The following is a 23,937-nucleotide window of genomic DNA, read 5'->3' as shown; positions in this document are numbered from 1 at the left end:
GCATCGCGCGCGGGCGCGATGCACCATTCTCGCCTGTTCATGCGTGCGAAATTTACCATACGGCTCTAACGCCGGCTTAACCTCGGCCGGCTAGGGTGGAATTTCACCCCACGATATGGTTGAATTGCCTTGCGGGTTTCTATCAGGGATTTTGTCGGCGCATCGCCCTCGAGCGGGTGACCTGCGCCATTGGGGGCGTTATGGACACGGGTCGCGGATCGGTTTTTCGCGCGTTTTGTCTGATTCTGGGGTTTGGCGCCGGGCTTTCCGCGACGGCGGACACCGCCTATGGCCAGTCCCAGGCTTGCCGCAACCTGGCCGCCGAACTCAAGATGGCGGGGCGCGGGTCTTCCGGCGCGCAGGCCCGGAAGCTGCAGAACGCCATTGCCCAGCAGAACGTCCAGCTCGGCAAGGTCCGTGCGCAGATCAGGCAGGCGCAGTGCGGTTTCGGCATCTTCAGCAACAATGTCGCGCACTGCGCAACCTTGCGGAAATCCGCGGCGAGCATGGAAAACAACATCTGGAAGCTGCAGATGCGGCTGGACCGCAGCGGGCGCCCCGGTTCCGGTCGTGACCGGAACCGCATCCTGGCCTCGATGCGCGCCAATGGCTGCAATCAGAAGCCCGCCGTCAAGACGGTCTCCGCGCCCGCCGGCGCCGGCAAGGCCGCGCGCCGGGCGCAGGAGGCCGCCAGCCCGCTGCGCCGCTCCGGCGACGTCTATCAGACGATGTGCGTGCGCACATGCGACGGCTATTACTTCCCGATCTCATTCTCCGTCTCGAAAGACATGTTCGATCGCGACCAGAAGACCTGTCAGGCGCGATGCCCGGGCGCCGAGGTCGCGCTCTACGCGCATGACGTGCTGAAAGAGGAATCGGAGGATATGGTCTCGGTCGCGACCGGTACGCCGTACCGCGATCTGCCGAAGGCATTCAGCTACCGGCTCAACGGCGTCAGCAAGAAGGTCTGCGGCTGCCAGCCGAGCCGGAATTTCTCGGTCGTCGCCGGCGAGGCGCCTGTCGATGACAGTCTGGCGACGGGTTCCGCCGGCGCGCAACCCGCACCGGAAGAAACGCCTTCCGCCGACGGCAATGCGCCGGCGGGCGGGAGCTTCCACGTGGTGCCCACGCCGCGGCCTTCGCCGGACATGGTGGCAAGCGCCACGCTGGAAACCGAGGCGCCGCCCGAGCAAGAAGTCACCCCGGTGGCCCCCGCTGCTTCCAGCGAACCGCGCCGCGTCAGGATTGTCGGGCCAGAGTTTCTTCCCGACCCAGAAGAGGCAATAGATCTGCGAGCTCCGGCCCAGCACCGCGCCCGGTAAGCGCCAGCCGAAGGGGCATGAACAGAGCCCTGCCCTTGCGCCCGGTCGCGGCCTTCACCGCATCCGTCCATGCCCGCCACGTTCCCGCATCCCACGGCTCGGCCGGCAGATGCAGCATCGCTTCCTTCACGAACGCCCGATCCTCCTCGGAAAGCGCGCCTTCCGGATCGGGCGCTTCCGTGACAATCCGCCACCAGTCGAGCGCATCGTCCATCCGGTCGAGATTGCCGCGCACGGCCAACCAGAAGGCTTCCGCCCTGTCGCCGGCGATGCCGAGCGCCGCCAACCGTCCGGCCGCCTCCGCAAACGGCATCGCCTGAATGAGATGGCGGCTGAGCGCGGCGAGTTCGAGCGGGTCGAACTTCGCGGCCGATCTGGAGGTCGCCGTCGGCGCAAAACGGTCGGCCAGTTCCTGCATGCTGGCCGCCGCCGCGACGTTTTCAGACGTGCCGATCAGGACCGCGAGCGAGGCGACAGCCATCGGCTCGATCCCGTCCTCGCGCAGGCTGGCGATCGAAAGCGCCCCCGACCGCTTGGAAAGCCCCTCGCCCGAAACGGTGGTGAGCAGGTTGTGGTGCCCGAAGGCCGGCGGTGGCGCGCCCAAGGCCTCGAACAGGACGATCTGCGCACCCGTGTTGGTGACATGGTCGTCGCCGCGAATGACGTGGCTGACACCGAGGTCGATATCGTCCACCACCGAAGGCAGCGTGTAGAGATAGGTGCCGTCGGCGCGGATGAGCACGGGATCAGACATCGACGCCAGATCGACGGTCTGCGGTCCCCGCACCACATCCTCCCAGCGCATCTCCGTGCGCACCGGATCGAACGGCGTTTCGGAAAAGTTGGGCAGCAGGAAGCGCCAGTGCGGCTTGCGCCCCTCGGCCTCGAAAGCCGCTTTCTCTTCATCGGTCAGCTTCAGCGCTTCACGCCCGTAGACCGGCGGCAGGCGGCGCGTGAGGCGGATCTTGCGCCGCCGCTCCAATTCTTCCGGTGTCTCGTAGCATGCATAGAGCAGCCCCGCCGCCTTCAGCGCTTCCGCCGCCGCGTCGTATTTCGCGAAACGGGCCGATTGGGAGACGGTGTCGTCGGGCCGGATGCCGAGCCAGGCGAGATCGTGCGCAATGCCCTCCGCATAGGCCGCCTTCGAGCGCTCCCTGTCCGTATCGTCGAAACGCAGGATGAAGCGGCCCTGGTGCTGTTGCGCATAGAGCCAGTTGAAGAGCGCGGTGCGCGCGTTGCCGATGTGGATATGGCCGGTCGGAGACGGCGCGAAACGAACGGTGACTGTCATGATTGCGGCGTAGCCGAAGCCTTCTTCCTTGGCAAGGCGGGCCGCCGAACCCGGCGGCCCGTCCGATGGTTCTCAGGCGAACCCCTTCGTCAGTTCGAGCGCCTGCCGCTCGAACAGCCTGCGGTAGATTCCGCCTTCGAGCCGGATCAGCGAGGCGTGGTCGCCTTCCTCGGCGATGCGGCCCTTGTCGAACACGAGAAGCCGGTCGAGCGAGCGCACCGTCGAGAGCCGGTGCGCGATGACCAGCGTCGTGCGGCCGACCATCAGCCGCTCCATCGCCTGCTGGATCAGCACCTCCGATTCCGAATCGAGGCTGGACGTCGCCTCGTCGAGGATCAGGATCGGCGCATCAGCGAGGAACGCCCGCGCGATGGCGACGCGCTGGCGCTCGCCACCCGACAGCTTTACACCCCGCTCGCCCACCAGCGTGCCATAGCCTTTCGGCAGCCGGCGGATGAAGTCGTCGGCGCTGGCGAGCCGTGCCGCATGCTCGATTTCCTCCTGGCTGGCGCCCGGCCTGGCATAGGCGATGTTCTCCGCCAGCGACCTGTGGAACAGGATCGGCTCCTGCTGCACGATGGCGATCTGCGCGCGCAGCGACGCCTGCTGAACGGTTCCGATGTCCTGTCCGTCGATCAGGATGCGCCCGTCCGTCAGGTCGTAGAGCCGCTGGATTAGCTTGACGAAGGTCGTCTTGCCGGAGCCGGAATGCCCGACCAGACCGACCCGCTCGCCAGCGCGGATCGACACCGAGAAGTCCCTGTAAAGCGGTTCGTCATGGCCGCCATAGTGGAAGGTGACGTTCTCGAAGTCGATGCGCCCTGCCCCGACGACGGCCGGCTGTGCCTCGGGCTTGTCGGCCACGCCGAGCGGTTCGGCCTGGATGTCGACCAGTTCCTCCATCTCGTTGACCGAGCGCTGCACGTTGCGGACATGCATGCCCACGTCACGCAGATAGCCCTGAAGCACGAAGAAGGCCGTCAGCACGAAGGTGATGTCGCCGGCGCTCGCCTGGCCGCGCGCCCACAAGAGCACCGCGAAGCCGATCACCGCCGCCCTCAGGAAGAGCAGCGTGACGCCCTGCGACGTGCCGTTATAGGTGCCCCGCATCCAGGCGCGATGCGTCCGGCCGCGCCATCTGGCGGTAACGCCCGCCAGCCGCGCATCCTCGCGCGCCTCTGCGCCGAATGCCTTGACGACCGAGTTGCACGAGACCGCGTCGGCCAGCGCACCGCCGAGCCGCGTGTCCCAGCTGTTGGCAAGGCTGGCGGCCGGCGCCACATAGAACAGCGACAGAGCGACCGTCATCGCCACATAGAGGATCGTGCCGACCGCGATGATCACGCCCATCATCGGCCAGTACCAGCCGAGCAGCAGCGTCGAGCCGACCAGCATCACCGCCGACGGCAGCAGCGCCACCAAAAGCGTGTCGTTCAGGAGATCGAGCGCCCACATGCCGCGCGTCACCTTTCGCACGGTCGAACCGGCAAAGCTGTTGGCGTGCCAATCGGTCGAGAAGCGCTGGACGTGCGCGAACGCATCGGCAGCGATGTCCGCCATCATCTTCAGCGACAGGTGGATGATCGCAGTGAAGGCGAAATGGCGCGCGACGATCGCGCTGGCCGACAGGCCGAGCAGCATGAAGAAGGCGGACAGGGCTGCGTTCCACGCCGTCTCGTCGCTTGCCGCCCCATTGGCCACGGCATCGACCAGACGGCCGGAATAGAGCGGCGTCAGGACATCCGCCATGGTGGCGATCAGAACCAGGAGAACGATGATCGTCAGCCGCACGGGCTGGCGCCGCCAGTGCCGGAACGTGAAGGCGAACACGCTGTGAAAAGCGTTGCCCCGCAGGGCCTTGCGCAAAAGGGTCATTATGCATTCCGGAAGCATGTGCTTCCGGTCCCGAAAAACGGATTACGGGTGCTGGCGCGGGGAAAAGCTGATTGTCGAGAAGGGTGCGCCGGCAATCGGAACGGCGTCCAGCCGCTGTCGAGCGGAGGACGTCATGCGCAGTCGCGCGATGAACCGCCGGCTTTGGGGGCCGCAGAGGCGGCCGCAACAAGTCAGTCGGTCAGCGAGCGCTGCCCAGGATAGGATTGGAGAAAGCTGGCATGCAAACCTCCCGAGAGAGCGAAAACAAGAGCGCGTTTATAGCGAAGCCGATCCGCTTCGCCAAGCCCCTCTCGCGCGATATACCCAGCCACGCCTCACGCGGCCCGCAGACGCGCCGACAACCCTCTCGAAACGACGAGCAGCATGGCGCTGGCGAAAAGGCAGTAGACGCCCATCACACCGATCTGCAGCGGGTAGCTCACGCCACGGTCGATGAGAAACCCGGTCACGCCCGGCCCCATCGCCGTGGCGAAAACCATGATCGCCACCGTCAGGGCGCGAATCGATCCGAGATGCCTCAGTCCGTAGACTTCCGGCCAGAGCGATCCGAACAGCGTTGACGAAAACCCGTAGGAGACCCCCATCAGCCCCATGAAGGCGAACGCGCTCCACTGGCCCTCGAAGCCGGCAAGCACCAGACACGCCGCCGCGAGCGGGATCAGGAAGCCGGGCAGCAGAGCGACCGCCGAGAAGCGGTCGATCAACTGGCCGGCGACCAGCGCGAAGACCACGGTCATCGACGCCATGAAGGTGAAGGACGAGGCGAACACCTCCAGCGACCAGCCGCGCAGGTCGACCAGGTAGATCTGGTGGAAGAACACCGTGGTGCCGATGAAGCCCGGCGCCATGACGCCGAGAAGCAGGAGATAGAAGATCGGGTCGCGCAGCACCTCGCCGCGCGTCCAGTCGCGCGCCGTGCTTCTGCGCGCCGCCGGATCGCTGGCGCGCGGCGCACGCTCGACCGCCATCAGGCCGCTGATCGCCGGCAGGGCGACGAGGATCAGCATGGCGGCGGCGATCAACCAGCTGTTGCGCCAGCCGACAAGGCCGGCCAGCGCGACGAAGGCGAGAGGCAGCAGCGCCTCGCCGACATTGTGTCCCAGCGTGGCGATCGAGACGGCCCTCCCGCGCTGCGCCGAGAACCAGCGCCCCATCGCCGTCAGCGAATTGTGGGTCATCATCCCCTGCCCGAACAGGCGCAGGAGATAGATGGTCACCACCAGCAGGACGATCGAGTGGGACAGCGCCATCGAGACCGCGGCAAGCGCCAGCATCGGCACGATGATGCAGGTGACGGCCCGCGCCGAATAGCGGTCGACGATCTGCCCGAGGCGCGGCAGGGTGAAGGCGCTCGCCAGCGTGGCCAGCATGTAGAGCGTTCCGAACGCCCCATGCGACAGGCCGTACTCGCTGCGGATATCGCCCGCCGAAAGCGAGATGAAGAAGGTCTGGCCGAAGGAGGAGAACAGCGTCAGAAGAAAGCCGCCAGCCAGCCAGCGCGCATTTTCGCGCAGAAAGATCAGATAGGACATGAGCGAGGACCTGGGGCGAAACTCGGATGTTGGGCCGGCATGCGCGGCGGGAAGGTCGTGAAGGCGACGACCCGCATCGTAGCCGCCTGCCGAAGGAGCGCAATGGCCGCGATGGCGTGATCCGTTGCGCCATGCCCTTGCAAAACACATAAGAATCAACTTATGTATCACACATGACCGAACCGGATATCTTCAGGGCCCTTGCCGACCCGACCCGCAGGCAGATGCTGGAACGGCTGAGCGCGGGCGAACGCAATGCGACCGAGCTGCGCGAGGGGCTGGCCATTTCGCAACCCGCCGTCTCGCAGCACATCGCGGTGCTGCGCGGCGCCGGCCTGATCGAGGAGCGGAAGACCGGACGCCAGATGCTCTACCGCATCAGGCCGGACGGGCTTGCCCCGGTGGTCGACTGGCTGACGCGCTACCGCGCCTTCTGGCCCGAACGGATCGACAGGCTGAAAACCCTGCTCAAGGAGATGGATCAATGAGCGACGCCGAAGAGGAAAAGACCAAGGAAAACATCGTCGTGGAGTGCCTTCTGGAATCATCTCCCGAAAAGGTCTGGCGGGCGCTCACCATCCCCGAACTCGCCGCGAACTGGCTTGGTGAACCAGGCGACGGCCGGACGTCGCCGGCCTATGAAATCCTCGATACCGAACCCGGCTCGCGGGTGCGCTACGCCTGGCGCGACGGGGATGCGGACATGCCCGAAACGCTGGTGACCTTCGAGATCAGCCCCGCTCCCGGCGGCAACACGCATTTCCGCCTCACCCACACCGCCCTGCCGCGCGCCGCAGCAAACAGCAACGGAGCACCGATGGCGCAGGCCGCCTGACGCTCCACAAACCTTCACTGATGGAAAGGAGATCGCGCATGCGCGACACGATGGCGCTCGTCCCCATGGTCGTGGAGCAATCGCCGAGGGGCGAACGCTCGTTCGACATCTATTCGAGACTCCTGCGGGAGCGGATCATCTTCCTCAACGGCGAGGTGAACGACGATTCCGCCGCGCTCATCTGCGCGCAGCTTCTGTTTCTGGAATCGGAAAGCCCCGAACGCGAGATCGCTTTCTACATCAACTCCCCGGGCGGCGTGGTGTCGAGCGGCTTCGCCATCTACGACACGATGAACTTCATCCGATGCCCGGTTGCGACCGTCTGCATGGGTACCGCCGGGTCGATGGGGTCGTTTCTCCTGATGGCGGGAGAACCCGGGCGCCGCGCCGCGCTGGCGAATGCCAGCATCGTCCTGCATCAGCCCTCCGGCGGATATCGCGGCCAGGCTTCCGACATACAGCGGCATGCCGAGGACATCATCAAGCTGAAGCGGCGCCTGATCCGGCTCTACGCCGAACATTGCGGCCGCACGGAGGACGAGGTGGAGCGCACGCTCGACCGCGACTTCTTCATGACCGCGCAGGAAGCCTGCGACTGGGGGATCGTCGACCGGGTCTATTCGACGCGCACGGAGATGGAAAAGGCCGCACGAGGAAAGACTGACGATTCCTGAGACATTCTCAGGAGAAAAAACCCCTTCAACACCAGAACCTTACGAGCGATCCCGGAATCTGTTCGTGATGGGATAGCGCCGGTCGCGGCCGAAATTCTTGCGCGTGATCTTGACGCCGGGCGCCGCCTGCCGCCGCTTGTATTCGGCGATGTAGAGCAGGTGTTCGATCCGGTGCACCGTCTCGCGGTCATGGCCGCGCTCGATGATGGCATCGACGCCCATCTCGCCCTCGACCAGGCATTCCAGGATGTCGTCCAGTACCGGATAGGGCGGCAGGGAGTCCTGGTCGGTCTGGTCCGGGCGGAGTTCGGCCGAGGGCGCCTTGTCGATGATGTTCTGCGGGATCACCTCTCCCGACGGCCCCAGCGCGCTTGGCGGCACGGTCGTGTTGCGCCAGGCCGAAAGCGCGTAGACCTGCATCTTGTAGACGTCCTTGATCGGATTGAACCCGCCATTCATGTCGCCATAAAGCGTCGCATAGCCGACCGACATTTCCGATTTGTTGCCCGTGGTGACGACCATCGAGCCGAACTTGTTGGACACCGCCATCAGGATGGTTCCGCGCGTGCGGCTTTGCAGGTTCTCCTCGGTGACCCCCTCCTTCGTACCCTCGAAAAGCTGGGTCAGCGCATGCGCAAAGCCCTCGACGGGTTCGGAGATCGGCACGATGTCGTAGCGGCAGCCCAGCGCCCGCGCGCAGGCTTCGGCATCCTTGAGCGAATCCTTCGACGTATAGCGGTACGGCATCATGATGCAGCGCACCCGCTCCTCCCCGAGAGCGTCGACGGCGAGCGCGGCGCAGATCGCCGAATCGATGCCGCCCGACAGGCCGAGCACCACGTTCTTGAAGCCGTTCTTGTTGACGTAGTCGCGCAGGCCCAGCATGCAGGCCCGGTAGTCAGCCTCTTCCTTTTCGGGAATGCGCGACATCGGCCCGTCATCGCAGCGCCAGTCCTCGCCCTCCCGCTTCCAGGTGGAGACTGAAACGGATTCCTCGAACTGGCTCATCTGGAAGGCGAGCGACTTGTCGGCCTGGATGGCGAAGGAAGCGCCGTCGAACACCAGTTCGTCCTGCCCGCCGAGCTGGTTGGCGTAGAGCATCGGCAGGCCGCTCTCGATCACCTGGGCGATCACCACCTGGTGGCGCACGTCCACCTTGCCGCGATAATAAGGCGAGCCGTTCGGCACCAGCAGGATTTCCGCCCCCGATTCCGCCAGAGTCTCGCAGACCCCGAGCTCGCCCCAGATGTCCTCGCAGATCGGAATGCCGAGCCGGATCCCGCGAAAGTTCACCGGACCCGGCATGTCGGGTCCCGGCTGGAACACGCGTTTCTCGTCGAATTCGCCGTAGTTCGGCAAGTCGACCTTGAAGCGCTCGGCGACGATCTTGCCGCCATCCATCACCATGATGGCGTTGTGCAGGCCGCTCTTGCGGCGCAGCGGCGTGCCGATGATGATCCCCGGGCCGCCATCCTTCGTGTCCTCGGCCAGATCCGCCATGGCGCGTTCGCAGGCTTCCAGGAATGCCGGCTTGAGCACCAGATCCTCCGGCGGATAGCCGGCGATGAACAGTTCCGTGAACAGCACCAGATCGGCACCATGCCGCGCAGCGTCGGCACGGGCCTCGCGCGCCTTTGCCAGGTTCCCGGTCACGTCGCCGACCACCGGGTTGAGCTGTGCGGTGGCGATGCGCAGAATGTCGGGGGCTTGTTGCGGTTTGCGGGCCATGCGTTCCTGTTCCTGTTGCATCCTGCGGCCAGGTGGAAACACCGGACCTCCGCACAAGCGCGGAAAGACAAAACGATGGAGCGACCTTCCTGCGTTCCGGCGGACGCATGGCGCTCCAGACTGCTGCCCTCTTGCGTTTAGCCCGCGCACCGGGACCTTGCAACAAGGCCGGGCGGCTCAGATGCCGACTCCCAGCCCCTCCTCCGTCCGGTCCAGGATCAGCGGGATGATCAGGTCCTCCTCGTCATGCAGATGCCGCAGCAGCATCGGGAGGAGACGCGCGTTCTCATCCGCATAGGCATCGGCGGCGAACAGGAGCCTGTCGCGGTCGGCACCAAGCGCCTGGAGGAAGGCCAAACCCGCCTCGGCATTGCGCTCGAGCGCATCATGGATGGTGTGATGGTCGGCATCGAGAAGGTCGAAGCCGCGCTTCAGGCCCGTCTCCGCCGCGGCGAAGACCGGAAAGTAATGCATGTCCTCGATCTGGTGATGACCATGCAATTGCTGCAGGAAGAACCGCAGGCGCGGCGCGAACCAGGCCGCGAAATCATGCGGCGCCAGCCGCCCTTCACGATAATCGGAAACGCTGCCCCGAAGCAGCCCGCCAAGCTCGCGAAACATGTCGTGCCGCTGCAGCCAGAACTGCGCCATGTCGCCGAGATTGGGATGACCCTGCCACGTCTCGCGCGGATACTTCTCTACCAGATAGCGCAGGTCGGAAGGCAGGCCCTGCCGCACCTCGACCCTCAGGGCATCGGAGAAACCGCTCATTGCCTCAATCGTCGTCGCCCGCGACGATGACGCCGGCCGAAGAGCGCGCATGCTGCGGCAAACCATCGTCGATCGTGTAGAAATCACCCTTGTCGGCGACGAAGATGTGGCTGTCGGCGGCAAGTCCCGTCGGCTGCTCGAACGCACCTGCCATGATCGAGACCTGGTCGGCGCCGTTGCGTTTCCAGAACAGCGCCGAGCCGCAAACCTTGCAGAAGCCTCGCCGTGCGAAATCCGAGGCGGCGTACCAGGTGAGGCTTTCTGCGCCTTCGATCGTCAGATCGTCATCGCGAACATCGGTGGCCGCGTAGTAAAGGCCCGTCTGCTTGCGGCATTGCGAACAATGGCAATAGACGACCCCGCGCAACGGCCCGCTGGTGCGAAAACGGACCGCGCCGCACAGGCACGATCCGTCGTTATGACTGCTCATGGCTCCCTCCAATCCCTTCGGCTTGCCTGCCCGTCAGCTTGCAGGGACCATGAATAGCATTCCGAGACGAGCAAGGGGATCGCCAAAAGCTGAACCTAAGCTTCAGGCAGGCGCATCCCCGGTCCCGTTCAGGCGCTGGCGGCCCTGCCGACCTGATGCCCGGCACGATCCTTCTTCAGGAGCTCCGCCACCAGGAAAGACAGTTCCAGCGCCTGGTCGGCATTGAGGCGCGGATCGCAATGCGTGTGGTAGCGGTCCTGCAGTTCCTCGTCGCGGATGGCGCGCGCGCCGCCCGTGCACTCGGTCACGTTCTTGCCGGTCATCTCCACATGCATGCCGCCGGGATGCGTGCCTTCGGCGCGGTGCACCTCGAAGAAGGTCTGCACCTCCTTCAGGATGCGGTCGAAGGGCCGCGTCTTGTAGCCGGCGGCGGTGATCGTGTTGCCATGCATGGGATCGCACGACCACACCACCTTGCGCCCTTCCCGCTCGACGGCGCGGATGAGTTTCGGCAGGTGCTCGCCCGCCTTGTCGGCGCCGAAACGTGCGATCAGCGTCAGGCGGCCCGCCTCGTTCTCCGGGTTCAGCAGGTCGATCAGCTCGATAAGACCGTCAGCGGTCATGGAAGGCCCGCATTTCAGGCCGAGCGGATTCTTGATCCCGCGGCAGAACTCCACATGCGCGTGGTCGGCCTGGCGCGTCCGATCACCGATCCAGATCATGTGGCCGGACGTGGCGTACCAGTCGCCGGACGTGGAATCGACGCGCGTCAGCGCCTCCTCATAGCCGAGCAGCAGCGCCTCGTGGCTGGTGTAGAAATCGGTTTCGCGCAGCGCATGCGAGCTTTCGCCGGTGATGCCCACGGCGCGCATGAAGTCGATCGTCTCGGTGATGCGTGTCGCCAGCTCCTGGTAGCGTTCCGCCTGCGGGCTGTCCGACAGGAAGCCGAGCATCCATTTGTGGACGTTCTCCAGATTGGCGAAACCGCCCTGGGCGAAGGCGCGCAGCAGGTTCAGCGTTGCGGCCGACTGCCGGTAGGCCATTTCCTGGCGCGCCGGATCGGGCGTGCGCGAGGCGGCGTCGAACTCGATGCCGTTGATGATGTCGCCACGGTAGCTCGGCAGGATCACGTCGCCCTTGGTCTCGGAATCCGACGAACGCGGCTTGGCGAACTGCCCCGCGATGCGGCCGACCTTCACAACAGGCTGCGACCCGGCGAAGGTCAGGACGACGGCCATCTGCAGGAACGCCCTGAAGAAGTCGCGGATATTGTCGGCGCCGTGTTCGATGAAGCTTTCCGCGCAGTCACCGCCCTGGAGCAGAAAACCGTTGCCCTCCGCGACGGCGGCGAGTTGCTTCTTCAGTTTGCGCGCCTCGCCTGCAAAAACGAGCGGCGGATACGTGGCCATGCGCGCCTCGACCTCGGCTAGGGCGCTGAGGTCCGGATAAGCCGGAACCTGCTGGATGGGCTTTTCTCTCCACGAGTTCGGCGACCACTTCGTCATCTTGCTTACTCGACTTTGGCTTCAGGGATCATGCCTTCGGTCCGTTGCGACTGCTATTACGGATACCGGAAGGCCGCTTCTTAACCAATGGAAGCGGCCGATACTAGCCCGCAATTGTGGCGAGCGGGGAACGCTAGCGCACGAAAGATGCATATTCGGCGATTTTTTGCATCAAAAATGCATCAAGATAAGCCTCTTCCTCGGCATCGAGCGCCACCGCGCGCGGGTAGCGCGGCGCCTTGCGATCAGCAATGACGGCGAGATCGAAACCGTCCGTATCCGCCGTGAAGCGCTCGACGCCCGCGCGGCCATACTCGCGCAGGAAGCCCTGCAGCACCGCGTCGAGATAGGACTGGATAACCTCGAGGCGAGCTGGTGGATGAACCGTCGCGGCCTCGTAGACGTGAAGCGTGCATCCCGGGGGCAGATCGGTCGACAGTTCCAGATCGGACGGCGCAAGGGCCACCCGCCGGTAGCGCTCCTCGCGCAGGTCGACGGCCGGCAGGTTCTCCGCACGGTCGATGACGAGCAGACCGTCAATGACGGAGGACGGGTCGCGCCGCACGCTCAGGAGCGCGCGGTTGCTTTCGCCGTCGCGACGCACCCACTGACGGCGCCATCCCTTGAGCCGCGCCGGCAGCGCATCGACGATTTCCGTCCGGTGGGTGGCGCGGTTGGCGAGCGACCCGTAGCCAAAATAGGCGACAAGCTCGCCCTCGCCGGTGCGCTTCGCCATATCAGCCGACCCGTTCGCCCTTCTCGACGCGATAGCTCGGCGCATACATGGTCACCAACTCCTCGGCGGCAGAGGGATGCACCGCCATCGTACGGTCGAAATCGTCCTTGGTCAGCCCCGCTTTCACGGAAATGCCGAGAAGCTGCGCCATCTCGCCGGCATCCGGCCCCATGACATGGGCACCCAAGACGCGGCGGCTCTCGCCATCGACGACCAGCTTCATCAACATCTTCTCCTGTCGGCCCGACAGGGTGTGCCGCATCGGCCTGAAGCTGGCGCGGTAGATCTCGAGCTTGTCGAAGCGCTGCGCGGCCTCGTCCTCGGAAAGGCCCACCGTGCCGATCTCCGGCTGCGAGAACACGGCGGTGGCGATGGTGTCGTGGTCGACCTTCGTCGGCTTGCCACGGTATTCGGTGGCGATGAAGCACATCGCCTCGTGGATCGCCACGGGCGTCAGCTGAACGCGGTTGGTGACGTCGCCCAGCGCCCAGATGTTGTCGACATTGGTGCGCGAATAATCGTCAACGATGATCTCGCCGGTCTTTCCGGTCGCAACGCCGGCCGCCTCGAGGCCGAGGCCGTCCGTGTTGGGAATGCGGCCGATTGCCAGCATGATCTGGCCGGCCCGCAGCGCCTTGCCCGATTTGAGATGCGCCGTGAGCATCCCGTCGGCGTCCTTCTCGACCGAGGTCAGCACGTCATGGCACAGAATCTTGATGCCCTTCGCCTCCATCGTCGCGTGCAGTTCGCGCCGCAGATCGGCATCGAAGCGCGAGAGGATTTCCTTGCCGCGATAGACGAGCGTCGTATCGACCCCCAGGCCGTGAAAGATGTTGGCGAACTCGACGGCGATATAGCCGCCGCCCTCGATCACGATGGCTGATGGAAGTTCGGCAAGGTCGAATGCTTCGTTGGAGAAGATGCAATGCTCATGCCCCGGCAGCGCGGCATGCGGATTGGGTCGCCCGCCGACGGCGATCAGGATCTTCTCCGCCGTCACCCGCCTGCCGCCGACATCCAGCGTGTGCCGATCCACCAGCGTCGCGCGCGCCTCGATGATCTCGGCGCCGGCGTTTTCCAGCCCCTTGCGGTAAAGGCCCTCAAGCCGCGTGATCTCGCGATCCTTGTTCCCGACCAGGACGCGCCAGTCGAAACGCGCCTCCGGCACCGTCCAGCCATAGCCGGCGGCGTCCTCGAAATGCTCGGGGAACTGCGACGCGTAGACGAACAGCTTCTTCGGCACGCAGCCGCGTATGACGCAGGTGCCGCCGAAGCGATATTCCTCGGCGATCGCCACGCGCTTGCCGAGGCCGGCCGCCAGCCGCCCCGCGCGCACGCCGCCGGAGCCGCCGCCAATCACAAACAGGTCGTAGTCGAATTTCGTCATCTCAATCCCTCGGCCCGACGGCCATTCTTCATCACGCATCGCATTCGCGGTTCGAGACTGACACATCGCTTCCCGCCGCCCCGACCGTCCCTAGACTTAGAAACGCCGGGGCAAAAATAAAAGCCCGGCGCTGAGGCCGGGCTCTTGAACGGAAACGGACGACCTACTGGTTCGCCGGTGCGCCTTCCGCCGGCGCCGCGCCGGCGCCTGTCGCCTCGGCCGCCGCCTGAATCTGCTCGCCGACCATCTGCGCCAGATCGCGGGCGATGCCGCGCCGCCAGATCTCGCCGGCCTTGAGCACTTCCCGCGTCACGATCGGACCGTCGGCGATCAGCTTCCGGCCGGTCGGCGAATCGTAGAACGCCGCGATGTCCTTCAACTCCTGCTCGCTGAAGACGCGCGCATAGGCTTGCGCCGCTTCGCGCTCCAGATCGACGCGCCGACTCGCCAGCTCGATGGCCTTTTCGTCGACGGTCGCATTGATCAGCTGGACCAGGTCCGGATTCTTGCGGATCAGCTCGGACTTCAGGGCGCCCGCGGCCTGCGGCAGAACGCTGTCGAAATCGCCGGTCGCATTGATCGCCGAGATCGCGGCGCGCGCCGCCGAAAGATGCGTCTCGGAAATCTCCTGTGCCTTCGCCGGGGCGAAGGCGACCATCGCCGCCACCGCGGCGGAGGCTGTGAAGAGACGGACGCGAGTTGCCAAGATCATGTTATTCACACTCCATTTCTATTCAGACAGCCCAACCGTTCGCACCCCGCCGTCACCCGCAATGAAGGCGGTGTCGGCGAGGTCGAGAAACAGGCCGTGTTCCACGACGCCCGGGATGGCGTGCAATGCGTTTGACAATGCTCTTGGATCGCGAATGCGGCCAAATGATGCATCGACTATAAGATGTCCACCGTCCGTTTCGAACGGTTTTTCTCCGGCCTGACGAACCGCGAGCGGACCGGAAAGCCCAAGCGCCTGGGCGGCGGATTCGATCGCCAGCATGGTGGCGCGCAACCCGAAAGCATTGACCTCGACGGGCAGCGGAAACTGTCCCAGCGTCTCCACCATCTTGCTCTTGTCGGCGATGACGACCATGCGCCGGGAAGCCGCGGCCACGATCTTCTCGCGCAGCAGCGCCCCGCCGCCGCCCTTGATCAGGGCCAGCCCGGGACCGACCTCGTCGGCGCCGTCGATGGTCAGGTCGAGAGCGGGGGTTTCGTCGAGCGTCGTCAGCGGGACGCCCAGTTCCACGCAAAGCCGCGCGGTGCGCTCCGAGGTCGGCACGCCGATCACCGAAAAACCCTCGGCGACGCGCGCTGCCAGAAGGCGAACGAATTCCTCTGCCGTGGAGCCGGTGCCGATTCCCAGACGCATGCCGTCGGTGACCTGGCCGAGCGCTGCCCGCGCCGCCTCGATCTTCAGTTCACGCATATCGCCCGACATCGCACCCCCGGTTGTTGGTCTGCGGTTCCTAACCCGTTTTGCCCCGGCTCGCAAATGCGAGTTGTGCGCGGCCGCGGTTAACTTGCGCAGCCCGGGCTGGCAGGGTATCCCAGCAGGATTGCAAAGGGGACATTATGACAGCGCCAATCATCGTCTTCGATCTGGACGGAACGCTGGTCCATACAGCGCCGGACCTTCTGGACAGCCTGAACCACTGCCTCGCAAGCGTCGACATCGCGCCGGTGCACGAGAACGAGATCAACCGGATCGTCGGGTTCGGCAGCCGCGTGATGATCGAGCGTGCCTACGCCGTCCGCCAGCGCCAGCTTGCCCCCGGACAGCTCGACGAACTGCAGGCGATGTTCCTCGAACACTACACGGACAACGTGCCTGGCCGTTCGCACCCCTATCCCGGCGTGATCGAGGCGATCGCCCGCTTCCAGGATGCGGGCTACGTGGCCGCGATCTGCACCAACAAGCTGGAAGGCATGTCGAAGTCGCTGCTTTCGGCGCTTGGCATCGCGCAGCACTTCAAGGCCATCTGCGGCTCCGACACCTTCCCCGTGCGCAAGCCGGACCCCGGCCACCTGCTCAGCACCATCGCCATGGCGGGCGCCGATCCGAATCGCGCCGTGATGGTCGGCGATTCGCGCACCGACATCGACACGGCGAAGGCGGCGGGGATTCCCGTCGTCGCCGTCGATTTCGGCTATACGGATCGCCATGTCCGTGAATTCGAGCCGTCGCGGATCATCTCGCATTTCGATGAACTGAGCGTCGAAATGGCCGAAGGGCTGATGGCGGCAACCGCCGCCTAGATCGCCCTGCACCCATCCCGGGGCACAGGGGACGATCCGGATTGTAGACGGAGCATCGGACCAACCGAAAACCGAAGTCCCCCTTTTTCGATCCGATGCTCCGGTAAAGGCGGTGAAACCCACCTTGACTCGCCCCCGGACCGCCCCTTATATCGCGGCTCGCTCGAGGATGTTTGCGAGCGGGCGCGTAGCTCAGCGGGAGAGCACACCCTTCACACGGGTGGGGTCGCAGGTTCAATCCCTGCCGCGCCCACCATCGACGATCAGGGCAAAGTCTTGGTTTGCTTGATGGAAACGAACACGACCTTCTCCCCTGATTGTCTCGCCCGGAGCCTGCTGAAGATTGCCCCGCCGGCGATTATCGACATGGCGATCTGCCCCGGTCATCGGATTGATGAATCCCATCCCGAAGCGATACACGGGAACTTCCATCCACCCGATTGGTTGTTGGCTTCATGAGCATCCCGACAGAAAACAGCGAGCGCATACGGGGCAACACGGTCTCGGCAGCGGTGTTCATCGCATTCATCGTCGCCATCGGCCTTGGCATCGGCTACATCACCGCCCCCGGAGAATGGTACGCGGGTCTTTCCAAGCCCGCCTTCAATCCACCGGCCTGGGTCTTCGGGCCGGTATGGACCGTCCTATATGTCCTGATCGCCATCGCCGGCTGGCGGATCTGGCGCCTGGCTCCGGGCAGCGGCGCGATGAAACTCTGGATCGCGCAGATGATTCTCAACTGGCTCTGGTCGCCGGCCTTCTTTGGCGCCGAGGCCCCCCGGCTCGCTCTTGGCATCATCCTCGCGCTGCTGGCATCCATCCTGCTGTTCATGGCACGGGCCTGGACGCTCGACCGCTGGTCCGTCGTGCTCTTCGTCCCCTATGCCGCCTGGGCGGCCTTCGCCAGCGTGCTCAACGGCGCCATCGCCTACCTCAACCCATAACCACCCACGGCTTCGGTGCCGCCGCCTTTCACATCCGGACGCACTTCCCGATGGTCGGGACCAAGGCTTGGAATTCCCTCTTCCGGCAGCCTTCTTCTGTGCTCGCGCGAGCGAGTATTTCACAATGAAATAAATAATATCGAAGAAGCAAAATTGCAGTTGTTGACAAATTTTTTGAATTTCCTTCTCTATCTGTGCCTCCTTTCAAATTGAGGCCCCTAGAAATGAAACATTTCCCCTACACAGGTTCCGGTCCTTATTGCTATTCAAACTCTTTCTCGATGATGTTTGGCGACAAGTCGCCACCTACCGACATAATTGAATTTGCAACCAGCAGCGCCTTCGGCATGCATCTTCTGGGGGGCACGCTGCCGTTCTTCGACCCCTATGGCTGGACGCCGGAAGCCAGTTTCGAAGATGCCCTGGCGGCACTCGGCTGGACATCCGCTCTCATTCGCGGCAACGACCCGCACCACGCGCTCGCGCTCCTCGAAGCGGCTTTGGCCGACGGGCCGGTCTGGGTCGGCCCGGTGGAGATGGGCCTCCTGACGCACCAGCCGGGACAGACCGGTCCGATCGGGGCGGATCATTATGTCGTGGTCATCGGGATCGAAGGAGCATCGGTCCTGATGCACGATCCGGAAGGCTTTCCCTATGTCCGCCTGCCCCTCGAGACCTTCCTGCAGGCCTGGCGGACCGAGACGCTTGCCTATGGAACCTCCTTCACGATGCGGCATGGCTTTCGCCGGGTCGCCGCGAAGGCCAACGCCGAGATCATTCGCGCCGCGCTGCCCGCCGCGCGCGCATGGTTGTCGTGCAAGGGTGCCAGTAACGTGCCCTCCGGAACGGTCGGCAACGGCGAGGCTGCGGAGGCTCTCGCGGGCATGATCGAAAACGACCTGACGGAAGGCCTGCGCGATCATCTCGTTCATTTCGCCGTTCGCGTCGGCGCGCGGCGGGCGGCCGACGCCGCCGCCTGCCTCATGCAGATCGGCGAAACGCGGGCTGCGGCCATCCTAGACCGGCAATCCCGGCTCATAGGCTCTCTGCAATACCTGTTGGTATCCCGCGACGATGCCGCTGCAGCAGATGCGCTGCGAGCGCTCGCTCCGACCTATGACGATCTCCTCGGGGCGCTGCCGGCCTGAACCGCTCGGGGCGGCAGCGCATCGACGGAGGGCTGCCGCCCTGCTCCGAAATGCCGGTCGGCTTCATCCTGCCCGGACGTGATGGCGCTCTTCACGCCCCTAACGCTGCCAGTCGCCGGCTGCCGGCCAGGCTGGAGATCGTGAAAACGAGCGGCGCATCCTTGAACCGCCGTTCCCCGGAGAGCCCGGCCCGCCGGAATCGGTGCTGCATGGTCCCTTGCACCAGGGGCAACGATAGGCAGACCGCGGCAGGCGACGGCGGCATGACAGACAGAACGGCGGAGAATGGAAAGGAAGCATCGACAGGCTCCATCGACGCGATGCGACTGCATCGCTGGCATGAGCCGCATGGTTCTTGATAGGCGTCCCGGAGCGGAGTTACGTGCGGCGTTCGACAGGTGACAGGAAGCCGCTCCGGGACAAAGCAGATGCTTGCCCGGCGAGCCTCGATGTCCTGATGAAGGTTTCCATGCACATGTCTCTTCATGTAGCCATGAAGCGGGCTTCTTCAAGAGGTTTTCGGACGGATTTTTTTATTTGTTTCAGATGCTTGAGACGAAATCAGGGCCCTTCGGAGAACCTTGTGCGGGATCGGTTCCGGGTTCCGTCCCCTTTTCGAATGTCGGAGAATCCGCTTCACCAGAGGCCGCAGTTGTGGCATCAGTGCGCTGGCAAGCATCCGCTCCCCCTCCGGCATCCGCCGCTGCCCGTGGAGCAAACCCGGGAACGCCGCAAGTTGAGATCAGCCCCCTAACTGAAATCCAACGCCCCTTCCCGCCCTTCGGGAGTCCCACGACCAGTTTCCGCACACGGACTGACCGTCAATTGGTGAGAGCCATCCAGTGCAGCCATCCGCGATACGCACCGCCACCTATCCCGCAGCGATCTTCGCCGTCTATGTCGCGGCATCGATGCTGTTTCCGGCCGCCGTCGATCTCTACTACGGCAATGACGACTGGCAGGTTTTCGTCGTCTGCGCGCTGGCGACCGGCGCGGTGGCGCTGACCATCGCCGCGGCGACGAGCGGCTCACTGCCCCGCGTCTCGACGCAGTCCACCTTCCTGGTCGTCGTCGTCCTGTGGGTCACGCTCGGGGCCGTCGGCGCCGTTCCCTTCTACACCGCATCGCTGAAGCTCGATCTGGCGAGCGCCGTCTTCGAATCCGTGTCGGCGATCACCACCACAGGCTCGACCGTGATCAGCGGTCTCGACGGACTGCCGCCGGGCCTGCTTCTGTGGCGCTCGCTCCTGCAATGGATCGGCGGCATCGGGGTCGTGGCGCTCGGCCTGTTCCTGCTGCCCCTGCTGAAGGTCGGCGGCTTCTCCTACTTCCGCGTCGAATCATCGGACATCGAGAACCGGCCGTTCGAGCGCTTCATCAGCTTCCTGATCGCGCTGATCGGCATCTACTGCCTTCTGACGGCGCTCTGCGCGCTCGGCTATGCTGCGGCCGGCATGAGCAATTTCGACGCGGTCAATCACGCGCTGACAACCATCGCCACCGGCGGATTCTCGACGCACGACGCCTCCTTCGGTCACTTCGAGGGGCTGACCGTCCTGTGGGTCGGCACGGTGTTCATGCTGCTCGGCGCCCTGCCCTTCTCGATCCTCGTGCTGCTGTTTGTCCGGGGCCGCCTCGATGCACTGCAGGATCCGCAGATCAAGCTGTTCCTGGCCTATGTGACCGCCATCGTGCTGGCACTGGCCATAGAGCGGCGCATCACCACAGGCCTGCCCTTCGACGAAGCCCTGGCCACGACGGCCTTCAATTTCACCTCGATCATCACCACGACCGGCTTCGCCAGCGAAGACTACACGCTCTGGGGACCGTTCGCGGTAACGCTCGCCTTCTTCGCGACATTTCTCGGCGGCTGTTCGGGCTCGACATCCGGCGGCATCAAATCCTACCGATTCCTGATCCTCGGCAGCATGTTGCTGAACGGGCTGAAGCTCCTGATCCACCCGCATTCCGTCCAGTCCCTGCGTTACGGCAAGCGCATCGTGGACGAGGAGATGCAGCGCTCCGTCGTCCTGTTCCTGACGGCCTTCCTCGCGTCCTGGGTGGTCTCGACGCTGCTTCTCTCGCTGACCGGGCTCGACCTCGTGACATCCGTCACGGCTGCGCTCACCGCGCTGACCAATGTCGGCCCCGGTCTCGGCACCATCGTCGGGCCGGCAGGAAACTTCGTCCCGCTCAGCGATTTCGCCAAATGGGTCCTATCGGCGACCATGCTGCTCGGCCGTCTGGAGATTCTCGCCGTGCTGGTCCTGTTCGTCCCGACCTTCTGGCGCAGCTAATTCATTCCGCCCAAGAGCGGGCGCCGGTTTCGGGACAACGACATGCGATCATGAAAGGACCTGAGGCGCGCGAGCGAAGCCTGAAGATTGCGAAGCGCTTCAGCTGCTCGGCGCGCGCGTGTCCGCAAGCTTCTCCAGTGCGATCCTCAACCGCTCGTCGCGCCCATAGACGTCGCCGTGATAGGCAATCCTGCCGTCCGCCTCGGCGTCCGGCCAGGCGGTGAAATAGCCGACATAGACGGGAATATCGCGTTCGATCTTGCGCCGCGTCGTCTGGCCGCCGCGGCTGTTGATGCTGGCCGCCACCTCCTCCACTGAGATGTCGAGCACCGCAGCGGCCATCGCCCGGGGATCGGCCAATCGCACGCAGCCATGGCTGAAGGCGCGGGTGTCGCGCTGGAACAGGCTCTTGGACGGCGTGTCGTGCATGTAGATGGCGTGCCGGTTCGGGAACAGGATCTTCAACTCGCCGAGCGAGTTCGAAGGACCGGGCTTCTGGCGCACGCTGAACGGAATCTTGCTGCCATAGCGGCCCCAGTCCACGGAGGACGACGACACCTGCTTGCCGCTGCCGGCGACCACCTCGTAACCGTTGCGGTCGAGATAGCTCGGGTCGCGCAGCAGCTTCGGCAGCATCTCGTTGACCAGGATCGAGCGCGGCACACCCCAATAGGGGTTGAATTCCACCGTTTCGAGCTTGTCGTAGAAGAAACTGGTCTGGTTGGAACGGCTGCCCACGACGGTGCGCATCGACAGCCGGAGCTTCTCCTTGTCGAAGAAGTCGACCTTGAACGAGGCCGCGTTGATGACGACCCGCGTTTCGCCCAGCTTCGAGGGATGCCAGCGCAGGCGCTCCAGCGCGAAAAGCACCTTCTCGATCCGCGCGGCCTTCGATTCGCCCGCCACCGCGCCGACCGTGCGCGGACCGATGACGCCGTCCGGCTTCAAACCGTGGCTTTCCTGCACGGCCTTGATGAGCGGCACCAGCGCATCCGTATAGACCTCGCTCCCGGCATGCTCCCGGAGAACCGCCCCATGCTCCGCCAGGAAATCGGCCTCGCCGTCGCGCTCGATGATCTTCAGCAGCTTGGCGAATTCGGGATCGCTGCCGCCCGGCTTCACGAAGGTCTTGGGGTCGACGACGATCTCCCGCTCGGCCGCGGCCCGCAACGTCTCGAGTTCTGCACGCAGCGCGCGGTAATCGCCGTTCTGGGGATGCTGGCGCTCGAGATAGATGTCGACATCCGCCATGCGCGCCATGAAACCCAGGCTCTGCACCAAGTCGAGACGCTTTTCGGGAAGGTCGTGATAGCCGGACAGCTTGTTGGGATCGATGCGCCCGCCATAGGCGTCGCGGGCATAGCGCAGGACACGCGCCGAAAGCGCCATTTCGAAGCGGATCAGCTGCTGCTGCCGCTCGGCGATCCGGTCATACTGGACATCGGCGCTCGGCACGCCGACCGTGTAGTCCGCTTCCGACAGGCCGAACGTCCCGGCCTCCGCAAGGACGCGCAGCGCCCGCTCGGCGCGCTTGTTGGGCTGATAGCCCGACACCCAGATGAAGTCGGGGTTTTTCGAATAGTATTCGATCAGGGCGGCGGCGATGCTCTTTTCGGTGAAGAGTTCGAAGCCGGCGAGCTTCGGCAGGGCCTCGCGGAACGCAGCGCCGTCCAGCATCGGCTGAAAGGCTTCTTCCAGCGGCGGCGGCGCAATGCGCGAGAAATCCACATGCACGGGCTCTGCCGGCTTGTAGGTATAGTAGGAAGGCGCTGAAATCTTGGGTGGCGCAGACCGGCGCTGAACCGGGGCTTGCGGAACCACGCCGCGCTGCGGCTCCACACGCGCCCTGCTCGTGGCGCGGTTACCGCCGCCGAAAAGCATGTCGAACAGATTGTCCGCATGCACTGCCGGCGCACTGCCGATCAGCAACGAAACGGTGGCGCAGGCAAGACCGGCCCCTTTAAGAAACGACGAAACCATCAATCTCCCCACCCTGAGAATTGCGAACCCGCACGTCACGCCGAGAATAGCATTCGCAGGCAGACGCTCAACCCTTGCGTCAGTTCGCCCCTGGCGGCTGCTCGCGAGCTGCTTCACGGCATGCCCGTGAATCGCTACCGAGGATAGCATTCGAGAAGCGCCCGGTCGCCCGGCGATCGATAAAATTGTCTTGAAATGCCCGCTCGGTCTCAGCGTGGTGAATGAACACTTAAGGCATCGGGCGCGCTGCCCATCGCCTTGGGAAGCGCACGTTCCGGCCGGCTGGCCGCAAATTCCGCCGCGTGCGCGGCGACCGCAGCATCGCCCAGGATGCGCCGATGGCCGAGCCCGGACGCCCAGGCGAGCGAGACGTGATCACCCGACGCGGCCATGGCCCGTGCGTCCTCGGCCGGAACCTCCTTGTCCTCGGGCGCATGGATGATCAGGGTCGGCAGCCGCAGATTCTCGAGCAAGCGCGCACCGACCATGGTTTCCAGGGGGGCGCCGGTCAGGTCGAGCACCCGTCCCTCGAACGCCGCCTGCGTGCGCGGCCCGAGGCCGGCGGCCCGGCCGAACAGGCGAAACAGCCGCGGCATCGAATCGGGCGAGGCGATCATCACCAGCCGGCGCAGGCTGAGCAGCGGTGTCTGCCGCACGGAGCCCGCAGCCGCATTCAGCGCGACGGCGCCGCCGAAGGAATGGCCGATCGCCGTATCGAACGGGCCAAGCCACAGGGTGGCCTCCTGAACCGCGGCCACGGCGTTCGGCATATGGAGCCGCCGCCCCGCCGCCCTGCCATGTCCCGGCAGGTCGAGCGCCACGACGCGAAAGCCGCGCGCCAGAAGCGCCTCGATGACCGCCCGCATGTGCTCGGCGCGCGACCGCCAGCCGTGCAGGACCAGGACGGCCGGCCCGTCGCGCCGTGCGTTCCAGTTGGTGAACTCATAGGCCATGAAGCTGCCATGGGCGCTCTTCAGGCGATGCCAGCGCGCGCGCTTCATGAAGTTGCCGGCTCCGGCAAGCGCCGCGCTTTCCCTGGCCGAAAGCCGACGCGGGTTCGGCGTTCGGCAGAACAGGGCGAAGGCAAAGCGTCCGGCAAGCCTTGGCGCGACATGTTCGATTGTGCCAAAAAGACCACGTATGATCCGCAAGCTGAGGGTGTCCATGCCGGCGATCCGCGATAATGTTCAACGATGAACAAAATTAGT

At 64.9% G+C, this 23,937-nt stretch carries 22 protein-coding genes and 1 tRNA gene; 9 read left to right on the top strand and 14 right to left on the bottom strand.

Annotated elements, in window-relative coordinates; genetic code table 11:
• The first annotated feature begins 200 nt into the window (after positions 1-200).
• Positions 201-1,322: a DUF2865 domain-containing protein gene (locus NA2_RS15865; protein ID WP_008598032.1), complete on the top strand. Its 1,122-nt coding sequence runs from the start codon at positions 201-203 to the stop codon at positions 1,320-1,322.
• Here the strand turns inward: NA2_RS15865 and gltX are convergent.
• The 3 genes from gltX to NA2_RS15850 all read right to left on the bottom strand — a co-directional run bounded on the left by gltX (position 1,240) and on the right by NA2_RS15850 (position 6,041).
• Entirely contained in the window at positions 1,240-2,613 is a 1,374-nt protein-coding gene (gene gltX / locus NA2_RS15860) for a glutamate--tRNA ligase (protein ID WP_008598031.1), read from the bottom strand. The two genes, NA2_RS15865 and gltX, sit on opposite strands and share 83 nt — an antisense overlap.
• Before the next feature lie 72 nt (positions 2,614-2,685).
• Positions 2,686-4,488: an ABC transporter ATP-binding protein gene (locus tag NA2_RS15855; RefSeq protein WP_008598030.1), complete on the bottom strand. Its 1,803-nt coding sequence runs from the start codon at positions 4,486-4,488 to the stop codon at positions 2,686-2,688.
• A gap of 335 nt (positions 4,489-4,823) precedes the next feature.
• Positions 4,824-6,041, bottom strand: coding sequence for an MFS transporter (locus NA2_RS15850; RefSeq protein WP_008598029.1), 1,218 nt, complete (start codon positions 6,039-6,041; stop codon positions 4,824-4,826).
• 173 nt (positions 6,042-6,214) lie between these two features.
• Between NA2_RS15850 and NA2_RS15845 the strand changes: the two genes are divergently transcribed.
• From NA2_RS15845 to NA2_RS15835, 3 genes are read left to right on the top strand one after another with little or no spacing between them, the layout of a single operon-like run.
• Positions 6,215-6,529: an ArsR/SmtB family transcription factor gene (locus NA2_RS15845; RefSeq protein WP_008598028.1), complete on the top strand. Its 315-nt coding sequence runs from the start codon at positions 6,215-6,217 to the stop codon at positions 6,527-6,529.
• Positions 6,526-6,876, top strand: a complete 351-nt coding sequence (locus NA2_RS15840) for an SRPBCC family protein (protein WP_008598027.1) — start codon at positions 6,526-6,528, stop codon at positions 6,874-6,876. The genes NA2_RS15845 and NA2_RS15840 overlap by 4 nt, the downstream gene beginning before the upstream one ends.
• Positions 6,877-6,914: 38 nt before the next feature.
• Entirely contained in the window at positions 6,915-7,550 is a 636-nt protein-coding gene (locus NA2_RS15835) for an ATP-dependent Clp protease proteolytic subunit (RefSeq protein WP_008598026.1), read from the top strand.
• A 39-nt stretch (positions 7,551-7,589) separates the two neighbouring features.
• Here the strand turns inward: NA2_RS15835 and NA2_RS15830 are convergent, their stop codons facing one another.
• The 8 genes from NA2_RS15830 to rpiA all read right to left on the bottom strand — a co-directional run bounded on the left by NA2_RS15830 (position 7,590) and on the right by rpiA (position 15,542).
• Positions 7,590-9,278 (bottom strand): NAD+ synthase, encoded by a 1,689-nt coding sequence (locus tag NA2_RS15830; RefSeq protein WP_008598025.1) that lies wholly within the window; start codon positions 9,276-9,278, stop codon positions 7,590-7,592.
• Positions 9,279-9,455: 177 nt separating this feature from the next.
• On the bottom strand, positions 9,456-10,049 hold the full coding sequence (locus NA2_RS15825) for a hemerythrin domain-containing protein (RefSeq protein ID WP_008598024.1): 594 nt from the start codon (positions 10,047-10,049) through the stop codon (positions 9,456-9,458).
• Between the two features lie 4 nt (positions 10,050-10,053).
• Positions 10,054-10,479 carry a GFA family protein gene (locus tag NA2_RS15820; RefSeq protein WP_008598023.1) on the bottom strand — a complete coding sequence of 142 codons (426 nt, stop codon included), beginning with the start codon at positions 10,477-10,479 and terminating at the stop codon, positions 10,054-10,056.
• A 128-nt stretch (positions 10,480-10,607) separates the two neighbouring features.
• Complete coding sequence (locus NA2_RS15815; RefSeq protein WP_008598022.1) at positions 10,608-11,984, bottom strand: class II 3-deoxy-7-phosphoheptulonate synthase; 1,377 nt, start codon at positions 11,982-11,984, stop codon at positions 10,608-10,610.
• A 133-nt stretch (positions 11,985-12,117) separates the two neighbouring features.
• On the bottom strand, positions 12,118-12,720 hold the full coding sequence (locus tag NA2_RS15810) for a gamma-glutamylcyclotransferase family protein (protein WP_008598021.1): 603 nt from the start codon (positions 12,718-12,720) through the stop codon (positions 12,118-12,120).
• A gap of 1 nt (position 12,721) precedes the next feature.
• Complete coding sequence (gene gor, locus NA2_RS15805) at positions 12,722-14,107, bottom strand: glutathione-disulfide reductase (RefSeq protein ID WP_008598020.1); 1,386 nt, start codon at positions 14,105-14,107, stop codon at positions 12,722-12,724.
• A gap of 163 nt (positions 14,108-14,270) precedes the next feature.
• Positions 14,271-14,819, bottom strand: a complete 549-nt coding sequence (locus NA2_RS15800; protein ID WP_008598019.1) for a DUF2059 domain-containing protein — start codon at positions 14,817-14,819, stop codon at positions 14,271-14,273.
• 18 nt (positions 14,820-14,837) lie between these two features.
• Entirely contained in the window at positions 14,838-15,542 is a 705-nt protein-coding gene (rpiA, locus tag NA2_RS15795) for a ribose-5-phosphate isomerase RpiA (protein ID WP_008598018.1), read from the bottom strand.
• Between the two features lie 134 nt (positions 15,543-15,676).
• Here rpiA and gph point away from each other — a divergent pair, with 134 nt between their 5' ends.
• Together gph and NA2_RS15785 are read left to right on the top strand one after the other, a co-directional pair.
• Positions 15,677-16,360, top strand: coding sequence for a phosphoglycolate phosphatase (gene gph / locus NA2_RS15790; protein WP_008598017.1), 684 nt, complete (start codon positions 15,677-15,679; stop codon positions 16,358-16,360).
• A 181-nt stretch (positions 16,361-16,541) separates the two neighbouring features.
• Positions 16,542-16,616, top strand: a tRNA-Val gene (locus NA2_RS15785).
• On the opposite strand, the gene NA2_RS22000 is transcribed toward NA2_RS15785, so the two are convergent.
• Complete coding sequence (locus NA2_RS22000; protein WP_210161292.1) at positions 16,595-16,792, bottom strand: hypothetical protein; 198 nt, start codon at positions 16,790-16,792, stop codon at positions 16,595-16,597. The two genes, NA2_RS15785 and NA2_RS22000, sit on opposite strands and share 22 nt — an antisense overlap.
• A 23-nt stretch (positions 16,793-16,815) precedes the next feature.
• Here NA2_RS22000 and NA2_RS15780 point away from each other — a divergent pair, with 23 nt between their 5' ends.
• From NA2_RS15780 to NA2_RS15770, 3 genes are all read left to right on the top strand, one after another.
• Positions 16,816-17,304 (top strand): TspO/MBR family protein, encoded by a 489-nt coding sequence (locus NA2_RS15780; RefSeq protein WP_051011665.1) that lies wholly within the window; start codon positions 16,816-16,818, stop codon positions 17,302-17,304.
• A gap of 224 nt (positions 17,305-17,528) precedes the next feature.
• The gene (locus NA2_RS15775) at positions 17,529-18,452 is read left to right on the top strand and encodes a hypothetical protein (RefSeq protein WP_040678156.1); all 924 of its coding nucleotides are present in this window, start codon (positions 17,529-17,531) and stop codon (positions 18,450-18,452) included.
• Positions 18,453-19,294: 842 nt separating this feature from the next.
• Positions 19,295-20,749: a TrkH family potassium uptake protein gene (locus tag NA2_RS15770; protein ID WP_008598014.1), complete on the top strand. Its 1,455-nt coding sequence runs from the start codon at positions 19,295-19,297 to the stop codon at positions 20,747-20,749.
• Between the two features lie 99 nt (positions 20,750-20,848).
• On the opposite strand, the gene NA2_RS15765 is transcribed toward NA2_RS15770, so the two are convergent.
• Positions 20,849-22,729, bottom strand: a complete 1,881-nt coding sequence (locus NA2_RS15765; RefSeq protein WP_008598013.1) for a L,D-transpeptidase family protein — start codon at positions 22,727-22,729, stop codon at positions 20,849-20,851.
• Between the two features lie 209 nt (positions 22,730-22,938).
• Positions 22,939-23,895 (bottom strand): alpha/beta fold hydrolase, encoded by a 957-nt coding sequence (locus NA2_RS15760; RefSeq protein WP_008598012.1) that lies wholly within the window; start codon positions 23,893-23,895, stop codon positions 22,939-22,941.
• Positions 23,896-23,937 lie beyond the last annotated feature (42 nt).

This window comes from Nitratireductor pacificus pht-3B (genome assembly GCF_000300335.1).
Lineage (GTDB): Bacteria > Pseudomonadota > Alphaproteobacteria > Rhizobiales > Rhizobiaceae > Nitratireductor > Nitratireductor pacificus.
The sequence above is the reverse complement of the archived record's forward strand: the minus strand, read 5'-3'. Positions and strand labels throughout refer to the sequence as shown.

Excerpts from the sequence above, each read along its gene's own strand:
- NA2_RS15845 (WP_008598028.1), top strand. The coding sequence starts at position 6,215 with ATGACCGAACCGGATATCTTCAGGGCCCTTGCCGACCCGACCCGCAGG.
- NA2_RS15810 (WP_008598021.1), bottom strand. The coding sequence starts at position 12,720 with ATGGCGAAGCGCACCGGCGAGGGCGAGCTTGTCGCCTATTTTGGCTAC.
- NA2_RS15815 (WP_008598022.1), bottom strand. The coding sequence starts at position 11,984 with ATGACGAAGTGGTCGCCGAACTCGTGGAGAGAAAAGCCCATCCAGCAG.
- gltX (WP_008598031.1), bottom strand. The coding sequence starts at position 2,613 with ATGACAGTCACCGTTCGTTTCGCGCCGTCTCCGACCGGCCATATCCAC.
- NA2_RS15840 (WP_008598027.1), top strand. The coding sequence starts at position 6,526 with ATGAGCGACGCCGAAGAGGAAAAGACCAAGGAAAACATCGTCGTGGAG.
- gph (WP_008598017.1), top strand. The coding sequence starts at position 15,677 with ATGACAGCGCCAATCATCGTCTTCGATCTGGACGGAACGCTGGTCCAT.
- NA2_RS15830 (WP_008598025.1), bottom strand. The coding sequence starts at position 9,278 with ATGGCCCGCAAACCGCAACAAGCCCCCGACATTCTGCGCATCGCCACC.
- rpiA (WP_008598018.1), bottom strand. The coding sequence starts at position 15,542 with ATGTCGGGCGATATGCGTGAACTGAAGATCGAGGCGGCGCGGGCAGCG.
- gor (WP_008598020.1), bottom strand. The coding sequence starts at position 14,107 with ATGACGAAATTCGACTACGACCTGTTTGTGATTGGCGGCGGCTCCGGC.
- NA2_RS15800 (WP_008598019.1), bottom strand. The coding sequence starts at position 14,819 with ATGATCTTGGCAACTCGCGTCCGTCTCTTCACAGCCTCCGCCGCGGTG.
- NA2_RS15760 (WP_008598012.1), bottom strand. The coding sequence starts at position 23,895 with ATGGACACCCTCAGCTTGCGGATCATACGTGGTCTTTTTGGCACAATC.
- NA2_RS15820 (WP_008598023.1), bottom strand. The coding sequence starts at position 10,479 with ATGAGCAGTCATAACGACGGATCGTGCCTGTGCGGCGCGGTCCGTTTT.
- NA2_RS15850 (WP_008598029.1), bottom strand. The coding sequence starts at position 6,041 with ATGTCCTATCTGATCTTTCTGCGCGAAAATGCGCGCTGGCTGGCTGGC.
- NA2_RS22000 (WP_210161292.1), bottom strand. The coding sequence starts at position 16,792 with ATGGAAGTTCCCGTGTATCGCTTCGGGATGGGATTCATCAATCCGATG.
- NA2_RS15825 (WP_008598024.1), bottom strand. The coding sequence starts at position 10,049 with ATGAGCGGTTTCTCCGATGCCCTGAGGGTCGAGGTGCGGCAGGGCCTG.
- NA2_RS15765 (WP_008598013.1), bottom strand. The coding sequence starts at position 22,729 with ATGGTTTCGTCGTTTCTTAAAGGGGCCGGTCTTGCCTGCGCCACCGTT.
- NA2_RS15780 (WP_051011665.1), top strand. The coding sequence starts at position 16,816 with ATGAGCATCCCGACAGAAAACAGCGAGCGCATACGGGGCAACACGGTC.
- NA2_RS15835 (WP_008598026.1), top strand. The coding sequence starts at position 6,915 with ATGCGCGACACGATGGCGCTCGTCCCCATGGTCGTGGAGCAATCGCCG.
- NA2_RS15855 (WP_008598030.1), bottom strand. The coding sequence starts at position 4,488 with ATGACCCTTTTGCGCAAGGCCCTGCGGGGCAACGCTTTTCACAGCGTG.
- NA2_RS15775 (WP_040678156.1), top strand. The coding sequence starts at position 17,529 with ATGAAACATTTCCCCTACACAGGTTCCGGTCCTTATTGCTATTCAAAC.
- NA2_RS15865 (WP_008598032.1), top strand. The coding sequence starts at position 201 with ATGGACACGGGTCGCGGATCGGTTTTTCGCGCGTTTTGTCTGATTCTG.